We start from the raw sequence: 26,309 nt of genomic DNA on the forward strand, positions 1-26,309 counted from the left end.
CGCCCGGGCGCGGGCCCTCTAGCGGAAGCGGAACGCCTTCATCAGCTTCAGGCTCCGGCTCATGAACTCCGCGTACTTCTCGTCGTTCATGCCCAGCGCCGGGGCCATCGGCAGCAGGCGCTGCTGGGCCACCGTCTGGGCCTCGGTGTACTTGAGGATCCCCTCGGAGCCGTGGCGGCGGCCGAGCCCGGAGTCCTTCATGCCGCCCATCGGGGACTGGACGCTGCCGTAGGCCGAGGCGTAGCCCTCGTTGACGTTCACGGTGCCGGCCCGCACCCGGGCGGCGACCTCGCGGCCACGGCGGCCGTCCTTCGTCCAGACCGACGAGTTCAGGCCGTACGGGGTGGAGTTGGCGAGCTCGACGGCCTCGTCGTCGGTCTTGAAACGATAGATCGAGACGACCGGGCCGAAGGTCTCCTCGGTGCAGACCGACATGGGTTCCGTCACCCCGTCGAGGATCGTCGGCTCGAAGAAGTACGGGCCGACGTCCGGGCGGGCGACCCCACCGGCGACGACCTTGGCGCCCTTGGCGACGGCCTCCTCGACGTGCCGGGTCACCGTCTCCAGCTGGCGCTCGCCGACCAGGGAGCCCATGTCGGCGCCGTAGGCCAGGGAGGTGCCCAGGCGCATGGCCCTGGTACGGGCGGCGAAGCGCTCGACGAAGGCGTCCGCGATCGACTCGTGGACGTACAGCCGCTCGATGGAGATGCAGAGCTGGCCCGCGGAGGAGAAGCAGGCGCGTACGGCGCCGGCCGCGGCCTTCTCTATGTCCGCGTCCTCGAGCACCAGCATGGCGTTCTTGCCGCCGAGTTCGAGGGAGACCCCCACGAGACGGGCGGCGGCGCCCTGCGCGACCTCACGGCCGGTGCGGGTGGAGCCGGTGAAGGAGACGTAGTCGGCGTGCCGCACCACCTCGGGGCCGACGACGGGACCCTCGCCGAGGACGACCTGGAAGACCTCGGCGGGCAGACCGGCCTCGACGAGCAGGTCACGGGCCCACAGAGCGGTCAGGCAGGTCTCCGTGTCCGGCTTCATCACGACCGCGTTGCCCGCGACGAACGCCGGGAGCGCGTCTCCGACCGACAGTTCCAGCGGGTAGTTCCAGGGGGCGATCTGGCCCACGACACCGCGCGGGTGGCGCAGCTCGGTGACCTTGGTCAGCGTCGGCATGGCGCCCGCGTGCCGCTTGGGACGGAGGTAGGAGGGGGCCTTGCGGCCGTAGTGCCGGGCGGCCACGGCCACCGCCTGCACCTCCTCGTGGGCGTGCAGCCTGGCCTTGCCGGTCTCCAGCTGGATCAGGTCGAGCACCTCGGCCTGACGCTCCAGCACCAGGTCGTGGAAGCGGAGCAGGACCGCGGCGCGCTCCCGCACGGGCGTGCGCTCCCAGACCGGCTGCGCCTCGCGGGCCGCCTCGAAGGCCTTCAGCACGTCGTCGGGTGTGGACTCGGGCAGGTCGGCCAGCTTCCCACCGGTGAACGGCGTGTGGTTGGCCGTACGGCCGGAGCCCGTCACGCCCTTGGTGAGCTGGGCGATCAGCTCCGGGGTGACCACGTCCGCGGCGGTACGGACGCCGGTGGGCGAGGGGGCGAGGGGGTTGGTACCGGTCGTGGTCTTCCCACTGATCTCGGTGCCGGTCTTTTCCGGGGCCTGCGAGTCCGTCATGAGGCGCAGGGTATGACGTGGGGAGGACTTTGGGTACCCGCCGGTAATACCGGTTTCACCGACCGGATGCACGGCGCCAGCGTTCACTGGCAATAAACCCGCTGATCAGGACGTTGAGCCCGGTCGTTCGCCGCGTTCCCGGCGGTCGTCCGCCTCCCCGGCTAAAGCTTGTCGATCTTCAGGTTGGCGATCGCCGTGCGGGCCACCTCGCGGCCGCGCGCGGTGAAGTCACCCTTGCCCGGGTAGCCGATCATCAGCTTGTACATGTCGCCGCCGGTGGACTTGTAATACAGGATCCTGAGCTCGCGCGGGGCCGGTTCCTGGCTGTCGTCGGTGGTGTAGACGACCGTGTTCCCGGCGGCCTTGCGGCCATGGAAGGTCATGTCGCCGTCGGTCCGGGTCCGCGGCCCCTTCGGCATATCGAGTTCGTAGCTGCCGGACTCCCTGAAGTCACCGTCGTCGGCGTACATCTCGGCGGCCGCGGACGCCTTGATCTCGTGGCCGGTGTCCTGCGCCCTGCGGTTCACCAGCAGGACGACCGAGATCGCGCCGCTCGGGTCGGTGTAGCTGACCCAGTGATCGTCGGCGGCGGCGTTCTTCCCGGGCTCGCCGCGCACGTAGGAGCCGGGCACCGCCAGCGTCGCGGTGACGTCCTTCTCGGGCTTCGTCTTCCAGTCGTCCGGCAGCGGCCCCGCGAACGGGTCGGCGACCACCAGGTACACCGCCACCGCGGCGGCGACGACCGCGGCCCCGAGTCCGGTCCACGCCGCCCGGGCGAACCTGCGCCGGACACGGGGGGCCTGCGCCTGTCGCACGGCCTGCGTGGGCGGGGGCACGGGCGGGGTGGCGGCGGCCTCCAGCAGGGCCCGCACCCGGGCGGCGGGCAGGCGGTGCGCAGGGTCCTTCTCCAGCAGGCCGCCGATGGCCTCGGCGAGCGGGCCCTGCGCGGCGGCGGGCGGCGCGGGGACCGCGTTGAGGACGGACTGGAGCGTGGCCGGGGTGTTGCTGCGGTGGAACGGCGAGACGCCCTCGCTCGCCGCGTACAGCACCACACCGAGGGACCACAGGTCGGCGGCGGGGCCGGGGCGCCGGCCGAGCACCCGCTCGGGGGCGATGTACTCGGGCGAGCCGACGATGCCGCCGGTGTCGGTCAGGTTCGTCTCGCCCTCGATCTGGGCGATGCCGAAGTCCGTGAGCACGATGCGGTCGTGGCGGCCGAGGAGGATGTTGTCCGGCTTCACGTCCCGGTGCAGGATGCCCGCCGCGTGCGCCGCCTCCAGGGCGCCCAGTACCTCCAGGCCGATCCTGGCCGCCTCGCGTGCACTGAGCGTGCCCTCCTGGAGGGCGTCGCCGAGCGAGCGTCCGTGGACCAGCTCCATCACGATCCAGGGCCGGCCGTCGACGACCGCCACGTCGTGCACGTTCACGACCGCCGGGTGGTCCAGCCGGGCCGCGGCCCGTGCCTCGCGGCGCATCCGCTCGAACACATTGGCCTGTTCGCGTTCGGGAAGGTGACCCGGTACCCGGGGCTCCTTGACGGCGACCTCGCGATCCATCGTCTCGTCCTTGGCCCGCCACACCGTGCCCATGCCGCCGTGTCCGAGCTTGCCGAGCAGCCGGTAGCGCCCCGCGACAAGCCGCCCGACGCCGGGCTCCCGCGGCGGGGCGACCTGCACGGGTACGGCGGTCTGCGGCGGCGGCTCCGGCCACACCTGCGCCTGTGCCCGCGGCTGCCCCTGAGCCTGCGGTTCCGGCGGCGCCGACCCGGGTCTGGGTGGTTGCAGAACAAAACTCGTCGTGTCGTCGGCCTCGTGGCCGGCGCCCCCGTCGTGACTCATGCGTCCATCCCTATCGCGCCGCGCAGGCCGGATTCCACCGTCGTCGCGTACCGGTCACAGACCCGTGACGCGCGGTGTCGCTTATCTCCCGTTCAGGTGGATACGGTGAACGTGTCGACGGCGACGTCGAAGTACTCCCGCGCCTCCCGCACCTTCCCGACCGGCGCCGACACCCAGACGTCGTACAGCAGCCCGTTCTCCTCCCAGCACAGGTCGTACGTGTGCCGGGGGCCCTCCGCCGCGCTGAAGCCGTTCCAGGTGAACTCCCAGAGGGCGGCGGGCCGACCGCCGTGGCTGGTCCTGGTGACCCGGCCGTCGTGGTAGCCGGGGTTGGTGTCCGCCCCCTTGGCGGCCGCGCGCTCCATCACGCCGAGCGGGCCGCCGGCTTCCGGTACGGCGATCTTGACGCCGAGCCGGAAGACCTGCCCCGGGGACATGTAGAAGACCCGCTCGCCCTGCGGCACCCGGGTGAAGTCCTCCGGCACGGCGAGCGCGAACCCGGCGGGGTCCTGCGCCGTCCGATAGCCGGAGGGGGCCGTGGGCGTGCCGGGACGGTCGTCGGAGGCGGGGGAGGCCGAGGAGGAGCCGGCGGGCCGGGAGGAGGTGAGGGAGCCCGACGGGGAACGGGTCGCCGAGGAGGAGCCGGCCGAGGTCGGCGCGTGGCTCGCCGAACCGCTCGCGGAGGCCCCCGGCGCCGAACTCGTCGGCGTGCGCCCCCCGTCGCCGTCACCCTTCATCAGCAGCGCCGCCGCCGACACGCCCGCCCCCGCCATGGCGGCGACCAGCAACGCGGCCACCAGCACACCCCGCGTGGAGCGCTCGCGGGGCAGAGGCTCCGGCTGCGGCCGGGGCAGGTCCGCCTGGGTCGGCGTGTAGCCCGAGGACACCGGCGCCGGCGTCCGTCCGGTGTCCAGGTAGGCGCGCAGCAGCCGCTCCGCCTCCGCGGCGCCCAGCCGCCGGTCGGGATCGCGCTCCAGCAGCCCCCGCACGACGGGCAGCAGCGGCGCCGCCTGCGCGGGCGTCCGGATCTCGGCGAAGACGACGGCGTGCAGGATGCCGCCCAACGAGTCGCGGCGGAAGGGGGATTCGCCGCTCAGCGCCGTGCAGAGCAGCGCGCCCAGCGACCACAGGTCGGACTCCGCGCCGGTCCGTGCCCCGGACATCCGCTCCGGCGCGGTGTACTCGGGCGAGCCGACGAACGACCCGGTCTCGGTGAGGGTGGTGGCCCCCGCGACCTGCGCGATACCGAAGTCGGTGAGGACGACACGGTCGCTGTCGCGTTCGAGCAGGACGTTCGCGGGCTTGATGTCCCGGTGCAGGACCCCCGCCGCGTGCGCCGCGCGCAGGGCACCGAGCAGGGCGATACCGATCCGGGCCGCCTCGTCCGGCTGGATCGGCCCCTGCGCGGCGATCCGGTCGGCTAGCGAGCCGCCGTCGATCAACTCCATGACGATGTAAGGGCGTTCGCCGTCCTCGACGACGTCGTGCACCACGATGATGTGCGGATGGCTCAGCTGCGCCACCGCGCGGGCCTCGCGCAGTGTCCGGTCGCGGCGGCCGCGTGCCTCCTCGGCGGAGAGCGTGTCGTCCTGGGTCAGTTCCTTGACCGCGACGCGCCGTCCCAGCAGCTGGTCGGTGGCGCCCCACACGACGCCCATGCCGCCGCGGCCGAGCCTCGCGTCCAGCCGGTATCGGCCCGCGATGACCCGTGCGCCGTCCCGGCCCCCCTCGGTCCCCATGGGCCCATCATGCCCCACCGGACGCCGCGCCTCCGGGGCGCCGTCCGGCCAACTACCGTGACCCGCCCGCCGGGAGCCGGCCATCCGCCGCCGGTGGCCGGAACCCTACGCGGCCGGCTCGCGCCAGCTCTGCAGTACGGACGTGAACTGCTTGGCCGTCGTGGCCCAGTCCGCGGCGGGCGAGGACATGTAGATCACGTACTCGCTGCCGTCCCGGGCCATGTACGTCTCCTCGATGGCGCGGCGCGGCCCGGGGAAGTCCGTGTCCTTCGCCAACGCGGTCCAGGTGTACTCCCATTCGGAGCCGGCCCGGTCCCGGTAGACGTTCTTCTCCAGGGTGACCCGGTCGTAGTCGACCAGCCGCTCGAGCTGCTGTTCCAGGTCGACCTGATGCGCGTAGGGGTCGCTGAAGTCGGGGGACGAGTCCAGGGCGATGCGGACGAAGTGCTCGCCGCCGTCGGGCGTGTAGTCGATCTGCTTGAGGTCGCCGTCGTCCTGGTACACGACGCGCTCCCAGCCCTCGGGGAGGGCGAGCCCGAAGCCCAGCGGGTCGTCGATCTGGTGCCATGAGCCGGGCGCGGCGCCCTCCCCGCCGGGCTCGTTCGTCCCGGCCGGGGTGCTCGGGCTGGGCGAGTCGGACGTCGACGCGGACCCGCCGTTGCGCTGCCGCCCCTCGTCCCACTTCTGCCAGGCCACCGCCGTACCCCCGCCGACCAGCGCGGCGAGGACGACCACGAGCGCGAGCACACGCCGGCGGCGCCGGGGCGGCCGCTCGGACGGCGCGGGCCGGCCCGGGCCCATGGCCGTCGGTCCCACGGCTGTGGGCCCGGTGACGGGGTGGCTCGGTACGGGCGTCGACGCCTCCGGTCCGAGCGGGACGTACGAAGCGCCTGACGCGGGGCCGGTCTGCGGGTGGGGCAGGGAGTGGGCGTGCGGGTGGGGCGGGGAGTGGTCACCCGTGGCCCGGTCGGGCCCCCCGAACTGGGTCGGCACATACGCCTGCGCCCCGCTGGGGCGTCGTCCGTCGGCCGCCTCGGCGAGGAGCCGCTCGGCCTCGGCGGTGTCCGGGCGGGCGGCCGGGTCCTTGCGCAGCAGAGCCGTGATGACGGGGGCGAGCGGTCCGGCGTACCGGGGGTCCGCGGCCTCCTCCTCCACGACGGCCTGAAGGGTGGTCAGCGGTGAGGTGCGCCGGAACGGCGACCGTCCCTCGACCGCCGTGTACAGCGTCGCGCCCAGGGCCCACAGGTCCGAGGACGGGCCGGGATCGTGGCCGCGCACGCGCTCGGGCGCCAGGTAGTCGACCGAGCCGACGACCTCCCCGGTACGGGTGATGGTGCTGTCGCCCTCGATCTGGGCGATACCGAAGTCGGTGAGGAGGACCCGCCCGTCGTCGGAGAGGAGCACGTTGCCGGGCTTGACGTCACGGTGCAGGACCCCGGCGGAGTGCGCGGCGCGCAGGGCACGCAGCACCCACAGCCCGATCCGGGCCGCCTCGGCGGGCTCCACCCGCCCGTCCTCCTTGACGGCGTCGGCCAGCGAGCGGCCCTCGACCAGCTCCATCACGATCCACGGGCGGCCGTCGTGCTCGAGCACGTCGTGCACGGTGACCACGGCGGAGTGGTTGATCCGCGCGGCCGCGCGGGCCTCCGCCCTGGTCCGCGCGAGCAGGACGGCCTGGTCGCTCTCCGCCACGTAGAGCGCGGCCGTCAACTCCTTGATGGCCACGGCCCGGTGGAGCAGCTCGTCGTGCGCACGCCACACCCGGCCCATACCGCCGCTCCCGATGGCGTCGGCGAGCCGGTAGCGACCCGCCAGGAGCAGGCCCTGCATCTGATTCACGTTGCCCCGCAATGCTCTTGACAGGCTCAGCGTAAAGACCGGGCCGCTTCCGGGGAACCAGCGGGGTCCCACGAAGACACCACTGTGACGGTTGTCGCTTCTGCGTCCACACCGGAACCGGCCTGGGTCGGTGACGACGGGGAGGGTTCCAGGCGGGAGGCCCGGGGGCCCGGGGAGAACCGGGGCCGGTCCCGGGCGGGAGACCGGGCGGGTCCCGGCGGGAGACGGGGACCGGTCCCTGGCCGGAGACCGAGGCCGGGGCCAGGTGGGAGACCGAGGCCGGTGCCGGGCGGGAGATCATGCGGGTCGGCAGGCGCTCAGCCGGTGTACCGGTAGGTCGACGATGCCTCCTCGAACAGCCGGGTGACCTCGTCCCGCTCGGCCTCCGGCCCCCTGACCTGCACAATGTGATACCGCCCGGCGATGAGGATCGCGACGTTGCGGACGTACAGCTCCCGTCCACCGCCATCGGTCCAGGTGAACTGTCCCTCGGCCATGGTCCGCGCACCCACCGTCGTCGTGCGCAGCCCGGAGGCCGTCGCCCAGCTGGAGTCGCGGTACGGCTGGAGTTCGCTCTCCTTCTCCCGCTGATAGACCATCGGGTCACTGCCGTTCGACGACGCGCTGTCGCGTCCGGGTACGACGATCAGCTCGAAGTCACCGTGCGCGTAGACGACCTGACCGCGGGCGTTCTTCGGCGTGCGGTCCCATCCGTTGGCCACGGCGACCTTGAAACCGGCCTGGTCGGAACGGATCGTGAACCCGGCGGCGGCATCCGTCCCGGCCCCGCCGCCGTTCTGCGTCTGGGTGGCCTCCGCCGCCGAGGACGCGGAGGAAGGGGAGGAACCGGTGCCCGGCGATGTCCGGTCGGGCCGTGGCGCACCGCTGGCCTGGGGCTTCTGGCCGCCTGGCGCCCCGGTGGCCCCGGTCCGCCCGGAGCCGTCCGTACCGGCCGCGTCCTTCTCACCCGACTTCGGCATGAACATCAGGGCGTACGCGATCGCCGCGGCCAGCAGGAGCAGGATCAGCACCAGCAGGGTGCGGCCCAGGCTGCGGGGCGAACGGTTCGTCTCCGGCCGGCCCCGCTTGTGCCGCCCGTGGGTCGCGGGCAGCCCGGCGCGCCGTCTGCGCACCAGTTCGCCCCTGCGGCGGACGATCGGAAGACGGCGCGGATCGGTGGGCGGCGCGGCGATGACATACGTACCCGCCTCCGGCTCCGGCGCGGACCGCACCAGCGAACGCAGCCAGCCCCGCAGCTCCTCGAAGCCGAGGCGCTCGGTGGGGTCCTGGCGCAGCAGCGACTCCACGACCGGCCTGAGCGGTCCGCACTCCTCGGCGAAGGCCGGCGGCTCGGCGCACACCATCTGCACCAGCTCGGCCGTCGACTCCTCCGGATAGGGCGCGTGCCCCTGTACGGCCCTGAACAGCAGCGCGCCCAGCGCCCAGAGGTCGGTCGCGGGACCGATCGGCGCGGCCAGCTGCCAGTTCTCGTGCACCGGTCCGGCCTGTTCCGGCGCCCACCGTTCGGTGACCGGCCCGACGACGGCCATCCGCGCCTGACGCGCCCGCTCGGCGGCCAACGCGGTGGCCGGCCCCCGCCGGACGGCGCTCCCGGGCGCCCCGGCCGCCGGCTCGTCCCAGTGGGCCCCGCCCCGCGTCTCACCCGAGGGCGCCTGCCCCTGGACGGGGATCTGGGCACCGGGCACGGGCGTGAGCGACGCGTGCGATCCCGGGGCGGGGGCATGCGGTGAGCCACCGGGAGCAGGGCCTGCGGTGTGGACGTGGGCGGGCGGCGTCCGGCCGTACCCGGGCAGGGGTGGACCGGGCACGGGTGCGCCCGAGACTCCGTAGGGGTCGGCGATCTGCCCGGGAGGATCGCCCTGCGTGGTCCCGTGGCCGCCGTCGGCCGCGGTGCGGGCGCCGGGCAGGGCCGCGCGTTCGTTCTGCTGGGCCTCCTGGGCCTCCTGCACGCGGGCGGCCGCCCGCGCTCCCGCGCGGTACGCGGCGATCGCCCCGGCGCGCGCGGCGCGGATGTCTCCGCCGGTCTCCGTGGGCGCCCTGCGGGCCACCGCCCCGCCACCGGACGGCTCACCCGTCGGCGCCGGCAACGCACCCGCCCCCCGCGCCTCGATGGCGGCCCGCCGGGCCGCCTCCGGATCGACCGCCCCGCCACCGGGCCCGACCCCGGCAGAACCCCCGAACCCACCGGACCCTGCCGACCCGCCAGGACCAGGACCGCCTGCCCCTCCAGAACCACCGGGCCCACCAGGACCACCGGAGCCGACGGGCCCGGCGACACCTCCCGACGGACCGACACCAGCCGGCCCGCCGGCATCTCCCGGCGCGGGACCACCGACGCGACCTGGACCACCGGGCCCCACCGGACCGCGGAAGCCGCCCACGTCTGCGGGGCCACCCGGACCGCCGACAGCACGTGGGCCTCCGAAAGCCCCCGCGCCACCCTGCTCCAGGGGAGCGGCGAAGCCCCGGGGCCCGGCATTCCCGCCGATGTCCGCGACCCCGCTCTCCCGGCCCCCCGCGCCCCGCGCGCTCACCTGGCCCTGCGCGCCCGCGGCGCCGGGCGCGCTCCGCGTCCCGGCCGCCGCGTCCTCCGTCGGCACCGGGTCGTACCCGCACAGTGCTTCCTCGGCCGCGCCGACCGCCAGACCGGTCAGCATGACCCGTCCGTCGTCGCAGACAAGGACCGTGCGCGCGGTGATGTTCCGGTGGACCCAGCCGTGCGCGTGCAGCACCCGCAGCGCCATGAGCACGTCGGAGGCGACCTCGGCCGCCCGGTACGGCGTCAGGGGCTTCTCGGCGAGCAGCGCCGACAACGGCCGCGCGGCCACCAGTTCACTCACTATCCACAGCGAACCGCCCTCGGCGAACACGTCGAAGACCTGGTCGAGCCGCGGATGGTCGGGGATGCTCGCGGTGGCCTGCGCCGCCTCCATCGCCCGCCGTACGACGGGGTCGGCGGGCCGTCGTGTGCCCTCACCCGCGCCGGCGCCCTGTGTCCGCGGGCGCCGCGCGCCGCGGTCCCGGGCCTGGAACCCCTCGGGCAACCCCTCCGCGTCGAGCACCTCCGCCTCGACGACCTCCGGCAACGGCACCTGGCGGACCAGGACTTCCTGTCCGCTGTAGGTGTCGAAGGCCCGTGTCTCGGTGAGTTCGAACTCGTCGGAGGGCGGCAACGGCAGGCGGTAGCGGTCGACGAGTACCCGACCCGCATAGTCGTCCACGTTGCCTCCCCCGGCCGCCCGGTCCGTCAATTCCGTTCGCCTTGCGTGCCGTTGGAGCCGAATCCGGCCGTCTTGCTGGATGCGTACGGTCCGCAGCCACTCACGATACGTGCCGGAGGCAACCTGCAAAGAGGGGTTGCCGGATCTCACGTCGAACCCGGCTCCCCGGCAGCTTCCCGACGACTCGTCCGCGGCTTCCCGCCAGCCGCTCCACGGGTTCCCGACGACCGGTCGGCGATGTCCGACGACCGGTCGGGATGCCCGACGGTTGTTGCTACTTCTTCGGCGTGAAGCTGTCCGCCAGCGCCTTCCAGGTGCTCTCCCGCAGGTCGGTACCCCATGCGGCGGACTTCGCCGTGTACATCAGGGCGTAGCCGAGACTGTCGTTCACCACGAACCCGCGGTCGATGGTGCGGTACGCGGTCCCGCCGTCCGTGTAGGTGAACTCCCAGTCGGCCGTGTTCCAGCCGCGGTAGCCCACCTGCTCTATTCGGATCTTCTTGTACTGCGAGCGCACCATGTAGCGCTCCTGGTTCTTCCAGTCGGCGACGGGGTCGCCCTTGGGCGTGGTCGTCCAGGCGACGAGCAACTTCTGTCCGTCGGGCCCGGTGAAGCGGTCCCCCGCGCTGCCCGAGGTCTGGTACTTCCACCCCGCGGGCAGGCCGATCGAGTACCCCTGTCCGCCCTTGTACGGAGTGGTCGCCACGCCGGTGCCCCCGGACCCGGTGACGCCGGATCCGGCGCCTCCGGTCGTGGACGTGTTCGCCCCGGCTCCGGAGGACGCGGTGGACTGCGCGGACGCCCCGTCCGTACGGGTCCCGCTGTCCTCGTCCTCCTTGGTGTCGGCGCTCGCACTCCCGCCGGCCACCGGCCGCGAGCCGCCGCCGTCCTTCGAGCCGGCGGTGTCGCCGCCCCCGCCGAGGGTGAGGGCCAGCACCGTGCCGAGCACGGCCAGCACCACGACCACGGCGATGATCACCAACGTGCGCTTCGGCACCACGTCCGTCAACGGCGCCCTGGGCACGGGCCGCGGCGGCAGATCCGGCGGCGTCATCACCGGCCACCCGGAACTCCGCCCGGCGCCCCCGTCCTCGGCCCCGGTCCCCGTACCCGAACCGGAACGGGCCGCAGGAACGGACGGCGACGACGACGCCGTGCCGGACACCGGGCTGGACGCCGACCTCGCAGCCGACGCCGACGGCGCAGTGGTACCTCGGGAGTCCGGGGCCACGGGCGCGCCGACGGACGGGGCGGCGGCGGAAGCGGCGGCCCCGGTACCCCGGGCCGCCCCACTCTCCCGCGCCCCGCTCGGCCGCGCCTCGGCCGCGCTCACGGAACCGGAGCCACTCGTCCCGTTCGCCGGCTTGGTCCGGCCCGCGACCGCCGAGGTGGCGGCGCCGGCGGCGACGGCGGCCTTGCGCACCGACCGGAACGCGCCGCGCAGCTTCTCGCCCGCCTCCGCGCCGGCCGAGCTCCCCTTGCCGTTCGCGGCGTCCGGCAGCACGGGCAGCGGCACGACCTTCGTCGCGTCCGCCGGCTCGGCGTGCCGCGGCTCGGGGGCGTGGAGCACCGCGTTCAGCATCGCCCGCGCACCGGCGTCGTCGAGCCGCCGCGCGGGGTCCTTGGTGAGCAGGCCGTAGATGACGTCCTTCAGCGGCCCCGCGTTCTTCGGCTCCTCCAGCTGCTCGGTCATCACCGCGGTGAGCGTGGCGATCGCCGAGCCCTTGTCGTACGGAGGTGAGCCCTCGACCGACGCGTACAGCAGCCCGCCGAGCGACCACAGGTCGGCCGCGGGTCCCGGCTTGTGACCGCGGGCCCGCTCCGGGGAGATGTACGACGGCGCGCCGACGAGCATGCCGGTGGACGTGATCGACGGGTCGCCCTCGACCTGCGCGATACCGAAGTCGGTGAGCACGACCCGGCCGTCCTCGGCGATCAGCACGTTCGACGGCTTCACGTCACGGTGCAGGATGCCCTCGCGGTGCGCCGAACGCAGCACGTCGAGGATCGCGAGCCCGACCTCCGCGGCCCGCTTCGGCTCCAGCACGCCGTCCTCACGGATGACCTCGGCGAGCGACTTGCCCTCGACGAGTTCCATCACGATCCACGGCCGGTCGTCCTCCTCGACCACGTCGAAGACCGTCACCGCGCTGTTGTTGCGGATCCGCGCGATGGCCTTGGCCTCGCGCAGCGTCCGCGTGATCAGCCGCCGCTTCTCGTCCTCGTCGATGTTTCCCGGGAACCGCAGCTCCTTGACGGCGACCGTGCGTCCGAGGGTCTCGTCCTCGGCGCGCCACACCGTCCCCATGCCGCCGCGGCCGAGTACATCTCCCAGCCGGTACCGCCCGGCGAGGAGACGTGCGCTCTTGTCCTGACGGGATGCTCCCGCCCGCTCCGCCTCCGACATGCGTCCCCTCATGCAACCCGCCCTGACAGAGCCTTCATTGTCCCTCACCCGACAAGTGCCCGACGCCCAGGGTGCCCCTCGTCCCCTCCCGACCGTACCCAGGAGTGGAGCATTCCGGCCAGAAGGTGCAGCACGGTGGGGCCAAGGAGCCCCAACAGCCCCGTTCATGACGCGGATGCAGGGTGAAGTGCGGCGGGACCGGCCCTGCATGATGAGCACGCACCCGGGGAGCGAGGTCAGGAGGTGGCGTGATCGCGCCACTTCGGAGCACGGTGGCCGCGTCCGCGGCCGCCGTGCTCCTCCGCCTGGTCACGACCGGCTCACAGGCGGCCACCGTGGCCCCCACCGATCTCCTTCTGCCGCTGTTCCCCACCCGGGGCAGGGCGCCCGCAGCCGCCCTGCTCGCCGGTGAGGGGACCGGCGCCCGCTATCGGGAGGCGGGGCCGGGCATCTTCCGGTCCGGCCGCTTCCGGGCCGGCAGCATCACCATGACCTTCCTCGCGACGGTCGTGCTCCGACTTGCCGCCGGGCACCGGCTGTCGCTGTCCGACACGGTGGCCGGGGTCAGGTCAGCGGGGCGATGTCGGGTGCCCCCAGCCGGGCCGCGTCCGCCGTCAGGTCGTCGGGCTGGCGCTGCGACTCCCGCTCGGCCTCCACCCGCTTCTCGTAGTGCTGGACCTCGCGATCGATGTGGTTCTTGTCCCAGCCGAGGACCGGCGCCATCAGCTCGGCGGCCTCGCGGGCGCTGCGCGTGCCGCGGTCGAAGGTCTCGATGGAGATGCGGGTGCGGCGCGTCAGGACGTCGTCCAGATGCCGTGCTCCCTCGTGCGAGGCGGCGTAGACGATCTCGGCGCGGAGGTAGTCGTCGGCTGCCTGGAGCGGCTCGCCCAGCGACGGGTCGGCGACGATGAGGTCCAGCACCTCCTCCGCCATCGCCCCGAAGCGGTTCAGCAGATGCTCCACCCGCACCACGTGCAGTCCGGTCTGCGCGGCGATCCGGGCCCGCGCGTTCCACAGCGCCCGGTAGCCCTCCGCGCCCATCAGCGGCACGTCCTCCGTGACGCACTCGGCGACCCGCTGGTCGAGGCCGCGCACCGCCTCGTCGACGGCGTCCTTCGCCATCACCCGGTACGTCGTGTACTTGCCACCCGCCACGACCACCAGCCCCGGCACCGGATGCGCCACGGTGTGTTCGCGCGAGAGCTTGCTGGTGGCGTCGGACTCGCCGGCCAGCAGCGGCCGCAGCCCGGCGTACACGCCCTCGACGTCGTCGCGGGTCAGCGGCACCCTCAGCACCGAGTTCACATGCTCCAGCACATAGTCGATGTCCGCGCTGGAGGCGGCCGGGTGGGCCTTGTCCAGGTCCCAGTCGGTGTCGGTGGTGCCGACGATCCAGTGCCGGCCCCAGGGGATGACGAACAGCACGGACTTCTCGGTGCGCAGGATCAGTCCCGTGGTGGAGCTGATGCGGTCCCTCGGGACGACGAGGTGGACGCCCTTGGACGCGCGTACGTGGAACTGCCCGCGCTCCCCCACCATCGCCTGGGTGTCGTCGGTCCACACGCCCGTGGCGTTGACGACCTGCCGGGCGTGGATCTCGTACTCCCCGCCCCCCTCGACGTCCTGCACCCGCGCGCCCACGACGCGTTCTCCCTCACGCAGGAAGCCGGTCACCCGCGCGCGGTTGGCCGCCTTCGCCCCGTAGGCCGCGGCCGTGCGCACGAGGTTGGCGACGAAGCGGGCGTCGTCCATCTGGGCGTCGTAGTACTGCAACGCGCCGACCAGCGCGTCCTTCCTCAAGGCGGGAGCCACGCGCAGGGCGTGACCCCGGGTCAGGTGACGGTGCATCGGCAGGCCCCGGCCGTGTCCGCGGGCCATGGACATCGCGTCGTAGAGCGCGACGCCCGCACCGGCGTACAGCCGCTCCCAGCCCTTGTGCTGGAGCGGATACAGGAAGGGCACCGGTTTGACGAGGTGCGGGGCGAGCCGCTCCAGCAGCAGCCCCCGCTCCTTCAGCGCCTCCCGCACGAGTGCGAAGTCGAGCATCTCCAGGTAGCGCAGTCCGCCGTGGATCAGCTTGCTCGACCTGCTCGATGTGCCGGACGCCCAGTCGCGCGCCTCGACCAGTCCCGTGGACAGGCCGCGCGTCACGGCGTCCAGGGCGGTGCCCGCGCCGACCACGCCGGCCCCCACCACCAGCACGTCCAGTTCGCGCTCGGCCATGGCCGCCAGTGACTCGGCTCGCTGCGCCGGCCCCAGTGTCGCTGTCCTCACCGCTGCCTCCCGCTGTCCGTAGCGCCGGCCACACCCTCAGGGCGAGATCCGGTTCGTATCCCTCATGCCCAAATTCTGACCGCGTTGTCCGACTTCAGCCACCACTCGCCCCCGGCCTGTGGACAACTCTCCCGGAACCTCGGCCGGCGTTCCGGAGAACACAGCCGGTCACGGCCGCTCGGCGGGCCCTCCGTGCCGGACGTTCGACACAGCCGGGCCAACACAGTCGATCAATCACGCATAACGGTCATATTTACTCCTAGTCTGACATTGCGCTCGCCCACTCTGTCCACAGGGCTTGCGCACCTGTCCCACCTCGGTTATTGGGAAGGACGCCATACGCCATGCCCGCAGATCTCGCCGTCATCGGACTCGGCCCGCTCGGCCTGCCCCTGGCCCAGGCCGCGGTGGCCGCCGGCATCTCGACCATCGGCTACCGCACCGGCCCCGAGGCCGGCTCCCTCAGCCCCGCCGAACTGCGCAGGATGCTCTCGGGAGGCTTCCGGCCCGCCACCAACCCCGCCGAACTGGGCCGGGTGCGCACCGCCGTCATCTGCGCCCCTACCCCGCGCGACGCGGACGGCGGACTCGATCTGAGCCAGGTGGAGACGGCCGCCCGCACCCTCGCCGGACACCTGCGCCCGCACACCACCGTGATCCTCGAGTCCGCCGTGTACCCCGGGGCCACGGAGGAATTCCTGCGGCCGCTCCTGGAGGAGACGTCCGGCCTCCGCGCGGGCCGCGACTTCCACCTCGCCTACTCCCCCAGCCGGGTCGACCCCGGCAGCCGCGCCTTCACTCCCGCCAACACCCCGAAGGTCATCGGCGGCCTCACCCCTGCCTGCACCGAGTCCGCCGCCGCCTTCTACAGCCGGCTCACCGACAAGGTGGTACGCGCGCGTGGCCTGCGGGAAGCCGAGACCGTGCAGCTCCTGGAGACCAACTTCCGCCACGTGAACATCGCCCTCGTCAACGAGATGGCGGTGCTCTGCCACGACCTCGGCATCGACCTGTGGGACGTCGTCCGCTGTGCGGAGACCAAGCCCTTCGGCTTCGAGTCCTTCCGCCCCGGGCCCGGCGTCGGCGGCCACTCGGTCCCGCTGGACCGCACCGGCCGGCCCGGCGGCTCGCTGCGCCTGGTCGAACTGGCCCAGCAGGTCAACAACCACATGCCCCGCTACGTCGTCCAGCGGGCCGCCGCACTCCTCAACGAGCACGGCAAGTCGGCACGGGGCGCTCGGGTGCTGCTGCTCGGCGTCACCTACAAGCCCGACCTCGCCGACGAGCAGGGCGCCCCCGCGCGCGAGATCGCCACCCGCCTGATGGAGCTCGGCGCCGCCGTCAGCTACAACGACCCGCACGTCCCGTCCTGGAGCGTCCTGGACCGCCCGGTGCCTCGCGCCGACTCCCTCTACGAGGCCGCCGCCGACGCCGACCTGACGATCCTCCTCCAGCAGCACCGGACGTACGACCTCCAGGGCCTTTCGGTGAAGGCACAACTGCTGCTGGACACCAGGGGAGCCACCCCTACGGGGGCGGCGCACCGGTTGTGAAGCGGGGCGCACACGGCCGCCGCGGGCTCCGGGGGCTGGTGGCGTACGGCACGGCCCGCCGGTAACGTACGGAACAGGTGGAGCCCACCGCAGCGGTCACTGCGGCAGGCCCCAGGATGGATGACGGAGTGTCCGCCCCTAGTTGTGGTTGGGGCGGCCGCTCACCATCCGAAAAGACGCAAGATCCACCTCCTCCGGCACTGCACCGTCCGAAGACGGAGTCGGTCCCAGCGGGTGGTCTTGCGGTGACGTCCCATGGGCGCCCCCTTCCACGACGCCGCCCGGTGAACGGCACGTTCAGGAACTCGGGCCGGGCCCCGAGGGCCGGGGTCCGGAACCATGTCCTTGGAAGGGGGCACCCCACACGACGGGGGCGCCGACCCGGACGCTACCGTCCCCGACCCCCCTGACCAGCCCACTTCCGCCTCGAACGCAACCGCGCGCCCCCTCCCGCACCACCCGCCCCGGTGCGCGCGGAGCGGGGTGACGGGCACACGAAAGGGGCCGGCCGCCTCACTCTGGTGAGGCGGCCGGCCCCTGCCGGCTTCCGACGTTCTGCGGTCCTACCGCCGGTGCACCGAGTCCGCCACCGTCACCTCGACGCGCTGGAACTCCTTCAGCTCGCTGTAGCCGGTGGTGGCCATGGCGCGGCGCAGGGCGCCGAAGAGGTTCATCGAGCCGTCGGGCGTGTGCGACGGACCCGTGAGGACCTCCTCGAGGGTGCCGACCGTGCCGAGGTCGACCTTCTGGCCGCGCGGCAGCTCCTCGTTGACTGCCTCCATGCCCCAGTGGTGGCCACGGCCCGGTGCGTCGGTCGCGCGCGCGAGCGGCGAGCCCATCATCACCGAGTCGGCGCCGCAGGCGATCGCCTTGGCCAGGTCGCCGGACCAGCCGACACCGCCGTCCGCGATCACGTGCACGTACCGGCCGCCGGACTCGTCCATGTAGTCACGGCGGGCCGCCGCCACGTCGGCGACCGCCGTCGCCATCGGGACCTGGATGCCCAGCACGTTGCGCGTGGTGTGCGCCGCGCCGCCGCCGAAGCCGACCAGGACGCCCGCCGCGCCCGTGCGCATCAGGTGCAGGGCCGCCGTGTAGGTGGCGCAGCCGCCGACGATCACCGGGACGTCGAGCTCGTAGATGAACTGCTTCAGGTTCAGCGGCTCGTGCGAACCGGAGACGTGCTCCGCGGAGACGGTCGTGCCGCGGATGACGAAGATGTCCACGCCGGCGTCGACGACCGCCTTGGAGAACTGGGCCGTGCGCTGCGGGGAGAGCGCGGCGGCGGTGACCACGCCCGAGTCGCGCACCTCCTTGATGCGCTGCCCGATCAGCTCCTCCTTGATGGGAGCCGCGTAGATCTCCTGGAGACGGCGGGTCGCGGTCTCCGCGTCCAGCTCGACGATCTCGTCGAGCAACGGCTGCGGGTCCTCGTGCCGGGTCCACAGGCCCTCGAGATTGAGGACGCCGAGACCGCCCAGCTCGCCGATGCGGATGGCGGTGGCCGGGGAGACGACCGAGTCCATGGGGGCGGCCAGGAACGGCAGCTCGAACCGGTAGGCGTCGATCTGCCAGGCGATCGAGACCTCCTTCGGGTCCCGCGTACGGCGGCTGGGGACGACGGCGATGTCGTCGAAGGCGTACGCCCGGCGGCCGCGCTTGCCGCGCCCGATCTCGATCTCAGTCACGTGTGTGGCCTTTCCCTGATGCGTTGCAGCGTCTTCCAGTATCGCCGACGGGTACGGCGAAGGCGGCCCCGGAGTCTCCGGGACCGCCCTCGGTACACCTCGCGCACGCCTTACGCGCGCGTGCGGGTCACTTGTTGCTGTAGTTCGGCGCTTCGACCGTCATCTGGATGTCGTGCGGGTGGCTCTCCTTGAGGCCCGCGGAGGTGATCCTGACGAAGCGGCCCTTGGACTCCATCTCCCCGATGGTCGCGGCGCCGACGTAGCCCATCGTCTGGCGCAGACCGCCGACGAGCTGGTGCAGTACGTTGCCCAGCGGGCCGCGGTAGGGCACCTGGCCCTCGATGCCCTCGGGCACGAGCTTGTCGTCGGCTGCCACCTCGGCCTGGAAGTAGCGGTCCTTGGAGTACGACTTGGCCTGGCCCCGGGACTGCATGGCGCCCAGCGAGCCCATGCCGCGGTAGGACTTGAACTGCTTGCCGTTGATGAACTGCAGCTCGCCCGGCGACTCCTCGCAGCCCGCGAGGAGGCTGCCCAGCATCACCGTGTCGGCGCCGGCGGCGAGCGCCTTGCCGATGTCTCCGGAGTATTGCAGGCCGCCGTCGCCGATCAGTGGAATGCCCGCGGGGCGGGCGGCGAGGGAGGCCTCGTAGATGGCGGTGACCTGCGGGACGCCGATGCCGGCGACCACGCGGGTGGTGCAGATCGAGCCGGGTCCGACACCGACCTTGATGCCGTCGACACCCGCGTCGATCAGTGCCTGGGCGCCGTCGCGGGTGGCGACGTTGCCGCCGATCACGTCGACGCGCACGCTCGACTTGATCTTCGACATCCAGCTGAGGGCGTTGCTGTTGTGGCCGTGCGAGGTGTCGACGACCAGGAAGTCCACACCGGCCTCGGCGAGCGCCTGGGCGCGCTCGAGGGCCTCGGGGCTGGCGCCGACGGCGGCGCCGACGAGCAGCCGGCCCTCGGTGTCCTTGGCGGCCCGGGGGTACTGCTCGGCCTTGACGAAGTCCTTGACGGTGATGAGTCCCTTGAGGACGCCCGCCTCGTCGACCAGCGGCAGCTTCTCGATCTTGTGGCGGCGCAGCAGCTCCATGGCGTCCGTGCCGGAGATGCCGACGTGCCCGGTGACCAGCGGCATCGGGGTCATGACCTCGCGCACCTGACGGGTGCGGTCGGACTCGAAGGCCATGTCACGGTTGGTGACGATGCCGAGCAGCTTCTTGGTGCCGTCGGTGACCGGCACGCCGCTGATGCGGAACTTCGCACAGAGGGCGTCGGCCTCGGCCAGCGTCGCGTCCGGGTGCACCGTGATCGGGTCGGTGACCATGCCGGACTCGGAGCGCTTCACGAGGTCGACCTGGTTGACCTGGTCCTCGATGGAGAGGTTGCGGTGCAGCACGCCGACGCCGCCCTGGCGGGCCATCGCGATCGCCATGCGGGACTCGGTGACCTTGTCCATCGCCGCCGAGAGCAGCGGGATGTTGACACGGACGTTGCGAGAGATGCGGGACGAGGTGTCGACCGCGTTGGGGAGCACCTCGGATGCGCCCGGCAGCAGCAGCACGTCGTCGTAGGTGAGCCCGAGGGTCGCGAATTTTCCGGGCACTCCGTCGACGTTGGCAGTCATGACACCTTCCCCAAATGGCCTTGATCGGTGCGGATGTCCATGCTAACGGGAAGCGCACCTCCCGAATTCCACGGTCGAGCGTGACTCCGGGCTTCGTATGTTCGTACGGAAACCAGGGGCGCCCTGTTCACCGGCGCCTCTCCCGCAGGGACGGCTACTGCTCGGCGAGAGCCCGCAGTCTGCTCAGCGCCCGGTGCTGGGCGACCCGGACGGCACCGGGTGACATTCCCAACATCTGGCCGGTCTCCTCGGCGGTGAGGCCCACCGCGATGCGCAGCAGGAGCAGTTCCCGCTGGTTCTCGGGCAGGTTGGCCATGAGTTTCTTCGCCCACTCGGCATCGCTGCTGAGGAGGGCGCGCTCCTCGGGACCGAGCGAGTCGTCCGGCCGTTCGGGCATCTCGTCGGAGGGGACCGCCGTGGAGCCCGGGTGCCGCATCGCGGCGCGCTGGAGGTCGGCGACCTTGTGCGCGGCGATGGCGAAGACGAAGGCCTCGAAGGGCCTGCCGGTGTCCCGGTAGCGGGGCAGGGCGAGGAGGACCGCGACGCAGACCTCCTGGGCGAGGTCCTCGACGAAGTGGCGCGCGTCGCCGGGCAGCCGGGACAGCCGGGTGCGGCAGTAGCGCAGCGCGAGGGGGTGGACATGGGCCAGCAGGTCGTGCGTGGCCTGCTCGTCCCCGTCCACGGCGCGATGGACGAGTGCTCCGATCGTCCCCACGGCAGTGACCGCCTCGTCATCGCGCATCGGTCCATGGTGCACTGCGGCCGGACCGGCCGCGGCACCGTGCCCGTCGTTGTGCACCGAAGCGTTATGAGCAGGTGCGCCGGAACTCATCCCCTGCGCCCTCCCCTCCCGCTCGACCGACTCGTCCCCGAGGAACTCCACACCTCAAGGATGCGGCATCCGCGGCGAAACCAGCAGCGGGTGCCGTGCGAGGGCCTGTGCCGCCGCCGCCCGCCGTGCGGCGGGAGGAGGCTTCGCCGGACCTCCGGACCACGTCTGAGCTGGGAGGTTCGCTCAAGGCTTCGCTCCCCTCAGTGAATGACGCATGTCACCCGAGTCCGGTCGGGTCCGCCCGGACGGCCCAGGACCCGGCCCCCGTCGCACCGGTCCGCAACAGCAGGGACCGGCAGGCGGGGACGGGCGGCCGGTCACGGCACTAGGGCGTGTCTGACAATTCGCGTCGGATCAGCGCGCGGCGTCCGGTGCGGTGCATCGCAAGGCGGAGCATCGCCCGCGTACTGGATGTACTCGGGTGATGCGACAACGCGGCGTGGGGGCACCCCCGGCCGAAGGCTGGGGGAGTGCCGTGCCGGACACCGCGCGCCCGGCGGGAATTGTCAGACACGCCCTAGCGGACCAGTCCCCACCGGAAGCCGAGTGCCACGGCGTGCGCGCGGTCCGAGGCGCCGAGCTTCTTGAACAGCCGGCGGGCGTGCGTCTTGACGGTGTCCTCGGAGAGGAACAGCTCCCGACCGATCTCCGCGTTGGAGCGGCCGTGGCTCATACCCTCCAGGACCTGGATCTCACGCGCGGTGAGGGTGGGCGCCGCGCCCATCTCGGCCGAGCGCAGCCGGCGCGGGGCGAGCCGCCAGGTCGGGTCGGCCAGGGCCTGTGTGACGGTCGCGCGCAACTCCGCGCGCGAGGCGTCCTTGTGCAGATAGCCCCGGGCGCCGGCGGCCACCGCGAGGGCGACGCCGTCGAGGTCCTCGGCGACGGTCAGCATGATGATGCGGGCCCCGGGGTCGGCGGACAGCAGCCGCCGTACGGTCTCGACGCCGCCCAGTCCGGGCATGCGTACGTCCATCAGAATCAGGTCCGAGCGGTCGGCTCCCCAGCGGCGGAGGACTTCCTCGCCGTTGGCCGCCGTCGTCACGCGCTCGACGCCGGGCACGGTCGCGACCGCGCGGCGGAGCGCCTCTCGGGCAAGCGGGGAGTCGTCGCAGACGAGGACGGAAGTCATGGCCGCCCTCCGCAGCTGATGCGCGTCACCTTGTGCCTCCAGGCTGTTACGAATCGTCACCTGTGCGGTCGACCGTCTCGGACGCCTGCCCGAGCGTTTGTGTTTTCAACCGCCACCGCACTACCAACGACGGTCACTCGAAAGAGTTACGGGGCCGCATGCATTCTTCGGCACTCTACGTGAGGGGGCGGATACAGAGGAGTCAGCCACACGGACCCTCAGCCTTTCACCACAACCGATGCCCCATATGGCGCTATTTCTTCCCTTTTACTGGTGTCTGAGGCTAGATTCGCAATGAGTCATATTTTCATCTCCTTAGATCGTAGTTGTACGGTCGTGGGCACCGTATCCGCTCTGAACGGCTACAAGGGGTCACGCAATGGCAGATTTCTCCCGCCTTCCCGGACCGAACGCGGACCTGTGGGACTGGCAGCTCCTGGCTGCCTGCCGCGGAGTGGACAGTTCGCTCTTCTTCCATCCGGAGGGTGAGCGCGGGGCGGCTCGGAGCGCTCGAGAGAACTCGGCCAAGGAGGTCTGCATGAGGTGCCCGGTCCGCGCGCAGTGCGCGGCGCACGCGTTGGCGGTACGTGAGCCGTACGGCGTGTGGGGCGGGTTGACCGAGGACGAGCGCGAGGAGCTCATGGGCCGGGCGCGCAACCGCCTGGTATCGGCGTCGTCGAGTGCGGGAGACGCCTCGTCGAACGCATGAAGGAACGTTTCTCCGGATTCCGTGAGCAGGAACCCCCCAAGCGGCGGGCACACGCGTGTACCCGCCGCTTTCGCTTGCCCGGCCCCGTGGGCCGCTCCCGCCGGCCCCGTCCGCGCCGGCTGATCGCATCCAGTCGGCCCGTCCGCACCGGCTGATCGCATCCAGTCGGCCCGTCCGCACCGGCTGATCGTCTTCGGACGGCTCGGGGGTTCGGCTGCTCGTCCTCGGTGGCTGTGTCAGCCGGCGCGCGCCGCCGCCCGTTCCAGCTGATCCAGCGTGGCCGACACCGCCGGCACCTGGGCGAGGTCGGGCAGGGTGAGCGCGACGATCTCCCGCCGCACCGCCGGCTCCAGCGTCACCGCGCGGGCTCCGCGGGGCCGGACGGACTCGATGGCGAGCTGGGGCAGGACGGCGACGCCGAGACCGGCGCCCACCAGACCGACCACCGCCGGGTAGTCGTCGGTCGCGAAGTCGATGCGGGGCGTGAAGCCGGCGCTCTCGCACACCTGGACCAGCTGGCCGCGACAGCGCGGGCAGCCGGCGATCCACGGCTCGGCGGCGAGGTCGCCGATGGCGACCGACCCCGAGGCTCCGGTGCGCGCGAGGCGGTGCCGTTCGGGGACGAGGGCGACGAGACGGTCCGTCAGCAGCGGCCGTACGACCAGGTCGTCCCATTCGCCTTCGCCGGCCTGCTCGGCGTCTGCGGCGTCCGTCGCGCGTTCGTAGCGGAAGGCGAGGGCGATGTCGCAGTCGCCTTCGCGGAGCAGCTCGACGGACCGCGGCGGCTCGGCCTCCTCCAGGGAGACCCGGGTGCCGGGGTGGGCCGCGCGCAGAGCGGCGAGGGCGGTGGGGACGAGAGTGGAGCTGCCGCTGGGGAAGGACACCAGACGGACCCGGCCGGCACGCAGCCCCGCGATGGCGGCGACCTCCTCCTCGGCGGCGGTCAGCCCGGACAGGATTCCGGCCGCGTGGCGGACGAGGGCCTCGCCCGCCTGGGTCAGGCGCATCTCGCGTCCGCTGCGGATGAGCAGCGGGGTGCCGACGGACGCCTCGAGGGCCTTCATCTGCTGACTGACGGCCGGCTGGGTGCAGCCCAGTTCGCGCCCGGCCGCGGAGAAGGAGCCGGTGGCGGCCACGGCGCGCAGGACACGGAGATGACGGGCCTCGATCATCTTCCGATCATAAGCGAGCCTTGGGTGAGTGTGCGAATAATGCGTCGACACTTTGACCCCGGAGCTCGTACGGTGCCGCCATGAGGCTTCTGTCTGTCAATCTGGGCCGCGCCACGGCCGTGCCGTACACCGACCAGCCGCAGGGACTGACCGGGATCGACAAGCGGCCGGTCGAGGGGCCCGTGCGGATCGCGGCGCCCGGCCCCAAGGGGGTCGGGGCGAGCGGGCTGGCCGGGGACACGGTGTGCGACCTGCGCCACCACGGCGGCAACGACCAGGCCGTGTACGCCGTCGCGCGCGAGGACCTCGACGACTGGGAGCGCGAGCTGGGGCGCACGCTGGCCGACGGCGCGTTCGGCGAGAACCTGACCACCACGGGTCTGGACGTCTCCGGCGCACGGATCGGCGAGCGCTGGCGGATCGGTCCCGACGTGGTGCTGGAGGTGACCTCGGGGCGGATACCGTGCCTGACCTTCCAGGGCCACGTGGGAGAGAAGCGGTGGGTGCGGCGGTTCACCGAGAAGGCCGCCACGGGCGCTTATCTGCGGGTGATCGTGCCGGGTGAGATCCGCGCGGGCGATCCCGTGGAGATCGTCCACCTGCCGGAGCACGAGGTGACGGCCCGGATGGAGTTCAGGGCCACCACCACGAACCGGGAACTGCTGCCCCGGTTGCTCGCGGCGGGCGACGCGCTGCACCCGGAGGCCCTGGCGGCGGCCCACGCATATGTGGAGAAGTACGGGCACGCGTAAGGGGTGGGACAGGGGTGCGGAGCGGGGGGTGGCAAGGGGACCGAGGCGACCTCGCCGGAGGGGGCGCGCGGGACGGAGCGCGGGGCATGCGCACGAGGTCTTCACCTTCGGGAGGCCGGGTGCAGAGATCGGACCCAGGTACTCCGGGTCACTAACCTTGCGCCATGACAACGGCTCTGATTACTGGTTCGACCGCGGGCATCGGTGCCGCGTTCGCGCGCAGACTGGCGGCGGACGGGCATGATCTCGTCCTCGTGGCACGGGACACCAAGCGACTGCGCGAGCAGGCGACCGAGTTGCACGACCGGCACGGCATCGAGGCGGAGGTACTGACCGCCGACCTCGCCACCGACGAGGGCATCGAGGCGGTGGCAGCCCGGCTCGGGGACCGCAAGAACCCCGTCGACCTGCTGATCAACAACGCCGGCTTCGGCAACAAGGGCCGCTATCTCGACGTGTCCATGGCCGACGAGCTGAAGATGCTCAAGGTGCACTGCGAGGCGGTGCTGCGGCTGACGTCCGCGGCGACGACGGTGATGCGCGAACGCGGACGCGGGGGCGTCGTCAACGTGGCCTCGGTCGCGGCCTTCGTGCCGCGGGGGACGTACGGGGCGTCGAAGGCGTGGGTCGTGCAGTTCACGCAGGGCGCGGCGAAGGACCTGGCGGGCAGCGGGGTGCGGCTGATGGCGCTGTGCCCGGGGTTCGTGCGCACGGAGTTCCACGCGCGGGCCGGCATGGGCACGGACAACATCCCGGGCTGGATGTGGCTGGACGCGGACAAGCTGGTCGCGGCGGCGCTGCACGACCTGGCGCGCGGGAAGTCGCTGTCGATCCCCGACCCGCGCTACAAGGCGCTGATGGGTCTGGTGAAGGTGACGCCCCGCTCGTTGCTCGGCGGGATCAGCTCGAGGACGGGCCGGAAGTACGGGCCCCGGTAGCGGGAGTCCGCGGTGGACGGGTGACGTCGGCGCTCCGGTGAGAAAATGGGCGTGACGGGGACCGGATCCAGGGGGGCCGGAGGCGGCGTCATGACGTTCGTACAGCTCATCGACTGCAGGACCAGCCGGTTCGACGAGATGGACCGGCTGATGGACACATGGGTCGAGCAGACCAGGGGCAAGCGGACCGCGACGCACGCGGTGGTCGGCAAGGACCGCTCCGACGCGTCGCACTTCATCGAGATCGTGGAGTTCCCGTCGTACGAGGAGGCGATGCGGAACTCGAACCTTCCGGAGACCGACAAGGTCTTCCGGGAGCTGGTGGCCCTGTGCGACGAGATGCCGACCTTCACGGATCTCGACGTCGTACGGGACGAGCAGCTGTACGCCGAGACGGCGCGGCGGTTCTTCGAGACGGTCGGGACCCGGGGCGCGCTGCCGCCGCTGGACGGCCTGCTGGCCGAGGAGTACCACGACCACGACCCGTCCAACGAGCAGGACACCATGGGGATGGACGCGATGCGCCGGGAGATCGAGATGTGGCGGGGCGGCTTCGACTTCGCCTTCTCCCTCGAGGACCAGATCGAGCAGGGCGACCGCGTGTGCAACCGGTGGACCTGGAGCGGCACCCACAAGGGCGACTTCATGGGGATCCCGGCCACCGGTAAGCAGGTGTCCATGACCGGAACGACCATCTTCCGGTGCAGGGAGGACGGAAAGATCGTCGAAGCCTGGTGGCAGTACGACCGGCTGGGACTGATGGAACAACTCGGGGCGCTGGACGAGCTGGCGCAGTAGCCGCCGTCCGGAACGCCGAGGCCCGGCACCCCTTGTCCGCAGGGGTGCCGGGCCTCGTTGCTGCCGTGCGTGCCGGCCCGGGCCGGTGTTCAGAGCCCGGGACGGCG

The 26,309-nt window shown here is 72.5% G+C and carries 17 protein-coding genes; 5 read left to right on the forward strand and 12 right to left on the reverse strand.

Annotation, left to right across the window (positions count from 1 at the left end):
• Positions 1-18: 18 nt before the first annotated feature.
• The 7 genes from OHS71_RS16650 to OHS71_RS16685 all read right to left on the reverse strand — a co-directional run bounded on the left by OHS71_RS16650 (position 19) and on the right by OHS71_RS16685 (position 15,001).
• Positions 19-1,662 (reverse strand): succinic semialdehyde dehydrogenase, encoded by a 1,644-nt coding sequence (locus tag OHS71_RS16650; protein ID WP_328480180.1) that lies wholly within the window; start codon positions 1,660-1,662, stop codon positions 19-21.
• Positions 1,663-1,823: 161 nt separating this feature from the next.
• On the reverse strand, positions 1,824-3,500 hold the full coding sequence (locus OHS71_RS16655; RefSeq protein ID WP_328480181.1) for a serine/threonine-protein kinase: 1,677 nt from the start codon (positions 3,498-3,500) through the stop codon (positions 1,824-1,826).
• 92 nt (positions 3,501-3,592) lie between these two features.
• Complete coding sequence (locus tag OHS71_RS16660; protein WP_328480182.1) at positions 3,593-5,239, reverse strand: serine/threonine-protein kinase; 1,647 nt, start codon at positions 5,237-5,239, stop codon at positions 3,593-3,595.
• A 105-nt stretch (positions 5,240-5,344) separates the two neighbouring features.
• Positions 5,345-7,069: a serine/threonine-protein kinase gene (locus OHS71_RS16665; protein WP_328480183.1), complete on the reverse strand. Its 1,725-nt coding sequence runs from the start codon at positions 7,067-7,069 to the stop codon at positions 5,345-5,347.
• 326 nt (positions 7,070-7,395) lie between these two features.
• Positions 7,396-10,320 carry a protein kinase gene (locus OHS71_RS16670; RefSeq protein WP_328480184.1) on the reverse strand — a complete coding sequence of 975 codons (2,925 nt, stop codon included), beginning with the start codon at positions 10,318-10,320 and terminating at the stop codon, positions 7,396-7,398.
• A gap of 274 nt (positions 10,321-10,594) precedes the next feature.
• Entirely contained in the window at positions 10,595-12,727 is a 2,133-nt protein-coding gene (locus OHS71_RS16675; RefSeq protein ID WP_328480185.1) for a serine/threonine-protein kinase, read from the reverse strand.
• 564 nt (positions 12,728-13,291) lie between these two features.
• Positions 13,292-15,001 (reverse strand): glycerol-3-phosphate dehydrogenase/oxidase, encoded by a 1,710-nt coding sequence (locus OHS71_RS16685; RefSeq protein WP_328480186.1) that lies wholly within the window; start codon positions 14,999-15,001, stop codon positions 13,292-13,294.
• A 344-nt stretch (positions 15,002-15,345) separates the two neighbouring features.
• On the opposite strand from OHS71_RS16685, the gene OHS71_RS16690 reads away from it, so the two are divergent.
• Positions 15,346-16,554: a nucleotide sugar dehydrogenase gene (locus tag OHS71_RS16690; protein ID WP_328480187.1), complete on the forward strand. Its 1,209-nt coding sequence runs from the start codon at positions 15,346-15,348 to the stop codon at positions 16,552-16,554.
• A 563-nt stretch (positions 16,555-17,117) separates the two neighbouring features.
• Here the strand turns inward: OHS71_RS16690 and OHS71_RS16695 are convergent.
• The 4 genes from OHS71_RS16695 to OHS71_RS16710 all read right to left on the reverse strand — a co-directional run bounded on the left by OHS71_RS16695 (position 17,118) and on the right by OHS71_RS16710 (position 21,833).
• The gene (locus OHS71_RS16695; RefSeq protein WP_328480188.1) at positions 17,118-18,242 is read right to left on the reverse strand and encodes a GuaB3 family IMP dehydrogenase-related protein; all 1,125 of its coding nucleotides are present in this window, start codon (positions 18,240-18,242) and stop codon (positions 17,118-17,120) included.
• Positions 18,243-18,369: 127 nt separating this feature from the next.
• Positions 18,370-19,872 carry an IMP dehydrogenase gene (gene guaB, locus OHS71_RS16700; protein WP_328480189.1) on the reverse strand — a complete coding sequence of 501 codons (1,503 nt, stop codon included), beginning with the start codon at positions 19,870-19,872 and terminating at the stop codon, positions 18,370-18,372.
• Positions 19,873-20,026: 154 nt separating this feature from the next.
• Positions 20,027-20,614 carry a sigma-70 family RNA polymerase sigma factor gene (locus tag OHS71_RS16705; protein WP_057584634.1) on the reverse strand — a complete coding sequence of 196 codons (588 nt, stop codon included), beginning with the start codon at positions 20,612-20,614 and terminating at the stop codon, positions 20,027-20,029.
• 607 nt (positions 20,615-21,221) lie between these two features.
• Complete coding sequence (locus OHS71_RS16710) at positions 21,222-21,833, reverse strand: response regulator transcription factor (protein ID WP_003948568.1); 612 nt, start codon at positions 21,831-21,833, stop codon at positions 21,222-21,224.
• A gap of 379 nt (positions 21,834-22,212) precedes the next feature.
• Here OHS71_RS16710 and OHS71_RS16715 point away from each other — a divergent pair, with 379 nt between their 5' ends.
• Positions 22,213-22,542, forward strand: coding sequence for a WhiB family transcriptional regulator (locus OHS71_RS16715; protein ID WP_328480190.1), 330 nt, complete (start codon positions 22,213-22,215; stop codon positions 22,540-22,542).
• Positions 22,543-22,778: 236 nt separating this feature from the next.
• Here the strand turns inward: OHS71_RS16715 and OHS71_RS16720 are convergent, their stop codons facing one another.
• On the reverse strand, positions 22,779-23,714 hold the full coding sequence (locus OHS71_RS16720; protein ID WP_328480191.1) for a LysR family transcriptional regulator: 936 nt from the start codon (positions 23,712-23,714) through the stop codon (positions 22,779-22,781).
• Between the two features lie 80 nt (positions 23,715-23,794).
• On the opposite strand from OHS71_RS16720, the gene OHS71_RS16725 reads away from it, so the two are divergent.
• The 3 genes from OHS71_RS16725 to OHS71_RS16735 all read left to right on the forward strand — a co-directional run bounded on the left by OHS71_RS16725 (position 23,795) and on the right by OHS71_RS16735 (position 26,202).
• A complete protein-coding gene (locus OHS71_RS16725; RefSeq protein ID WP_328480192.1) occupies positions 23,795-24,466 on the forward strand; it encodes an MOSC domain-containing protein in 672 nt (223 codons plus the stop codon).
• A gap of 164 nt (positions 24,467-24,630) precedes the next feature.
• Complete coding sequence (locus OHS71_RS16730; RefSeq protein WP_328480193.1) at positions 24,631-25,404, forward strand: SDR family NAD(P)-dependent oxidoreductase; 774 nt, start codon at positions 24,631-24,633, stop codon at positions 25,402-25,404.
• 90 nt (positions 25,405-25,494) lie between these two features.
• Entirely contained in the window at positions 25,495-26,202 is a 708-nt protein-coding gene (locus OHS71_RS16735; RefSeq protein WP_328480194.1) for an ester cyclase, read from the forward strand.
• Positions 26,203-26,309: the final 107 nt, after the last annotated feature.

Source organism: Streptomyces sp. NBC_00377, assembly GCF_036075115.1.
In the GTDB taxonomy this organism is placed as follows: Bacteria; Actinomycetota; Actinomycetes; order Streptomycetales; family Streptomycetaceae; genus Streptomyces.

Excerpts from the sequence above, each read along its gene's own strand:
- OHS71_RS16690 (WP_328480187.1), top strand. The coding sequence starts at position 15,346 with ATGCCCGCAGATCTCGCCGTCATCGGACTCGGCCCGCTCGGCCTGCCC.
- OHS71_RS16655 (WP_328480181.1), bottom strand. The coding sequence starts at position 3,500 with ATGAGTCACGACGGGGGCGCCGGCCACGAGGCCGACGACACGACGAGT.
- OHS71_RS16725 (WP_328480192.1), top strand. The coding sequence starts at position 23,795 with ATGAGGCTTCTGTCTGTCAATCTGGGCCGCGCCACGGCCGTGCCGTAC.
- OHS71_RS16660 (WP_328480182.1), bottom strand. The coding sequence starts at position 5,239 with ATGGGGACCGAGGGGGGCCGGGACGGCGCACGGGTCATCGCGGGCCGA.
- OHS71_RS16715 (WP_328480190.1), top strand. The coding sequence starts at position 22,213 with ATGGCAGATTTCTCCCGCCTTCCCGGACCGAACGCGGACCTGTGGGAC.
- OHS71_RS16705 (WP_057584634.1), bottom strand. The coding sequence starts at position 20,614 with ATGCGCGATGACGAGGCGGTCACTGCCGTGGGGACGATCGGAGCACTC.
- OHS71_RS16720 (WP_328480191.1), bottom strand. The coding sequence starts at position 23,714 with ATGATCGAGGCCCGTCATCTCCGTGTCCTGCGCGCCGTGGCCGCCACC.
- OHS71_RS16730 (WP_328480193.1), top strand. The coding sequence starts at position 24,631 with ATGACAACGGCTCTGATTACTGGTTCGACCGCGGGCATCGGTGCCGCG.
- OHS71_RS16665 (WP_328480183.1), bottom strand. The coding sequence starts at position 7,069 with ATGCAGGGCCTGCTCCTGGCGGGTCGCTACCGGCTCGCCGACGCCATC.
- OHS71_RS16675 (WP_328480185.1), bottom strand. The coding sequence starts at position 12,727 with ATGTCGGAGGCGGAGCGGGCGGGAGCATCCCGTCAGGACAAGAGCGCA.
- OHS71_RS16650 (WP_328480180.1), bottom strand. The coding sequence starts at position 1,662 with ATGACGGACTCGCAGGCCCCGGAAAAGACCGGCACCGAGATCAGTGGG.
- OHS71_RS16710 (WP_003948568.1), bottom strand. The coding sequence starts at position 21,833 with ATGACTTCCGTCCTCGTCTGCGACGACTCCCCGCTTGCCCGAGAGGCG.
- OHS71_RS16735 (WP_328480194.1), top strand. The coding sequence starts at position 25,495 with ATGACGTTCGTACAGCTCATCGACTGCAGGACCAGCCGGTTCGACGAG.
- guaB (WP_328480189.1), bottom strand. The coding sequence starts at position 19,872 with ATGACTGCCAACGTCGACGGAGTGCCCGGAAAATTCGCGACCCTCGGG.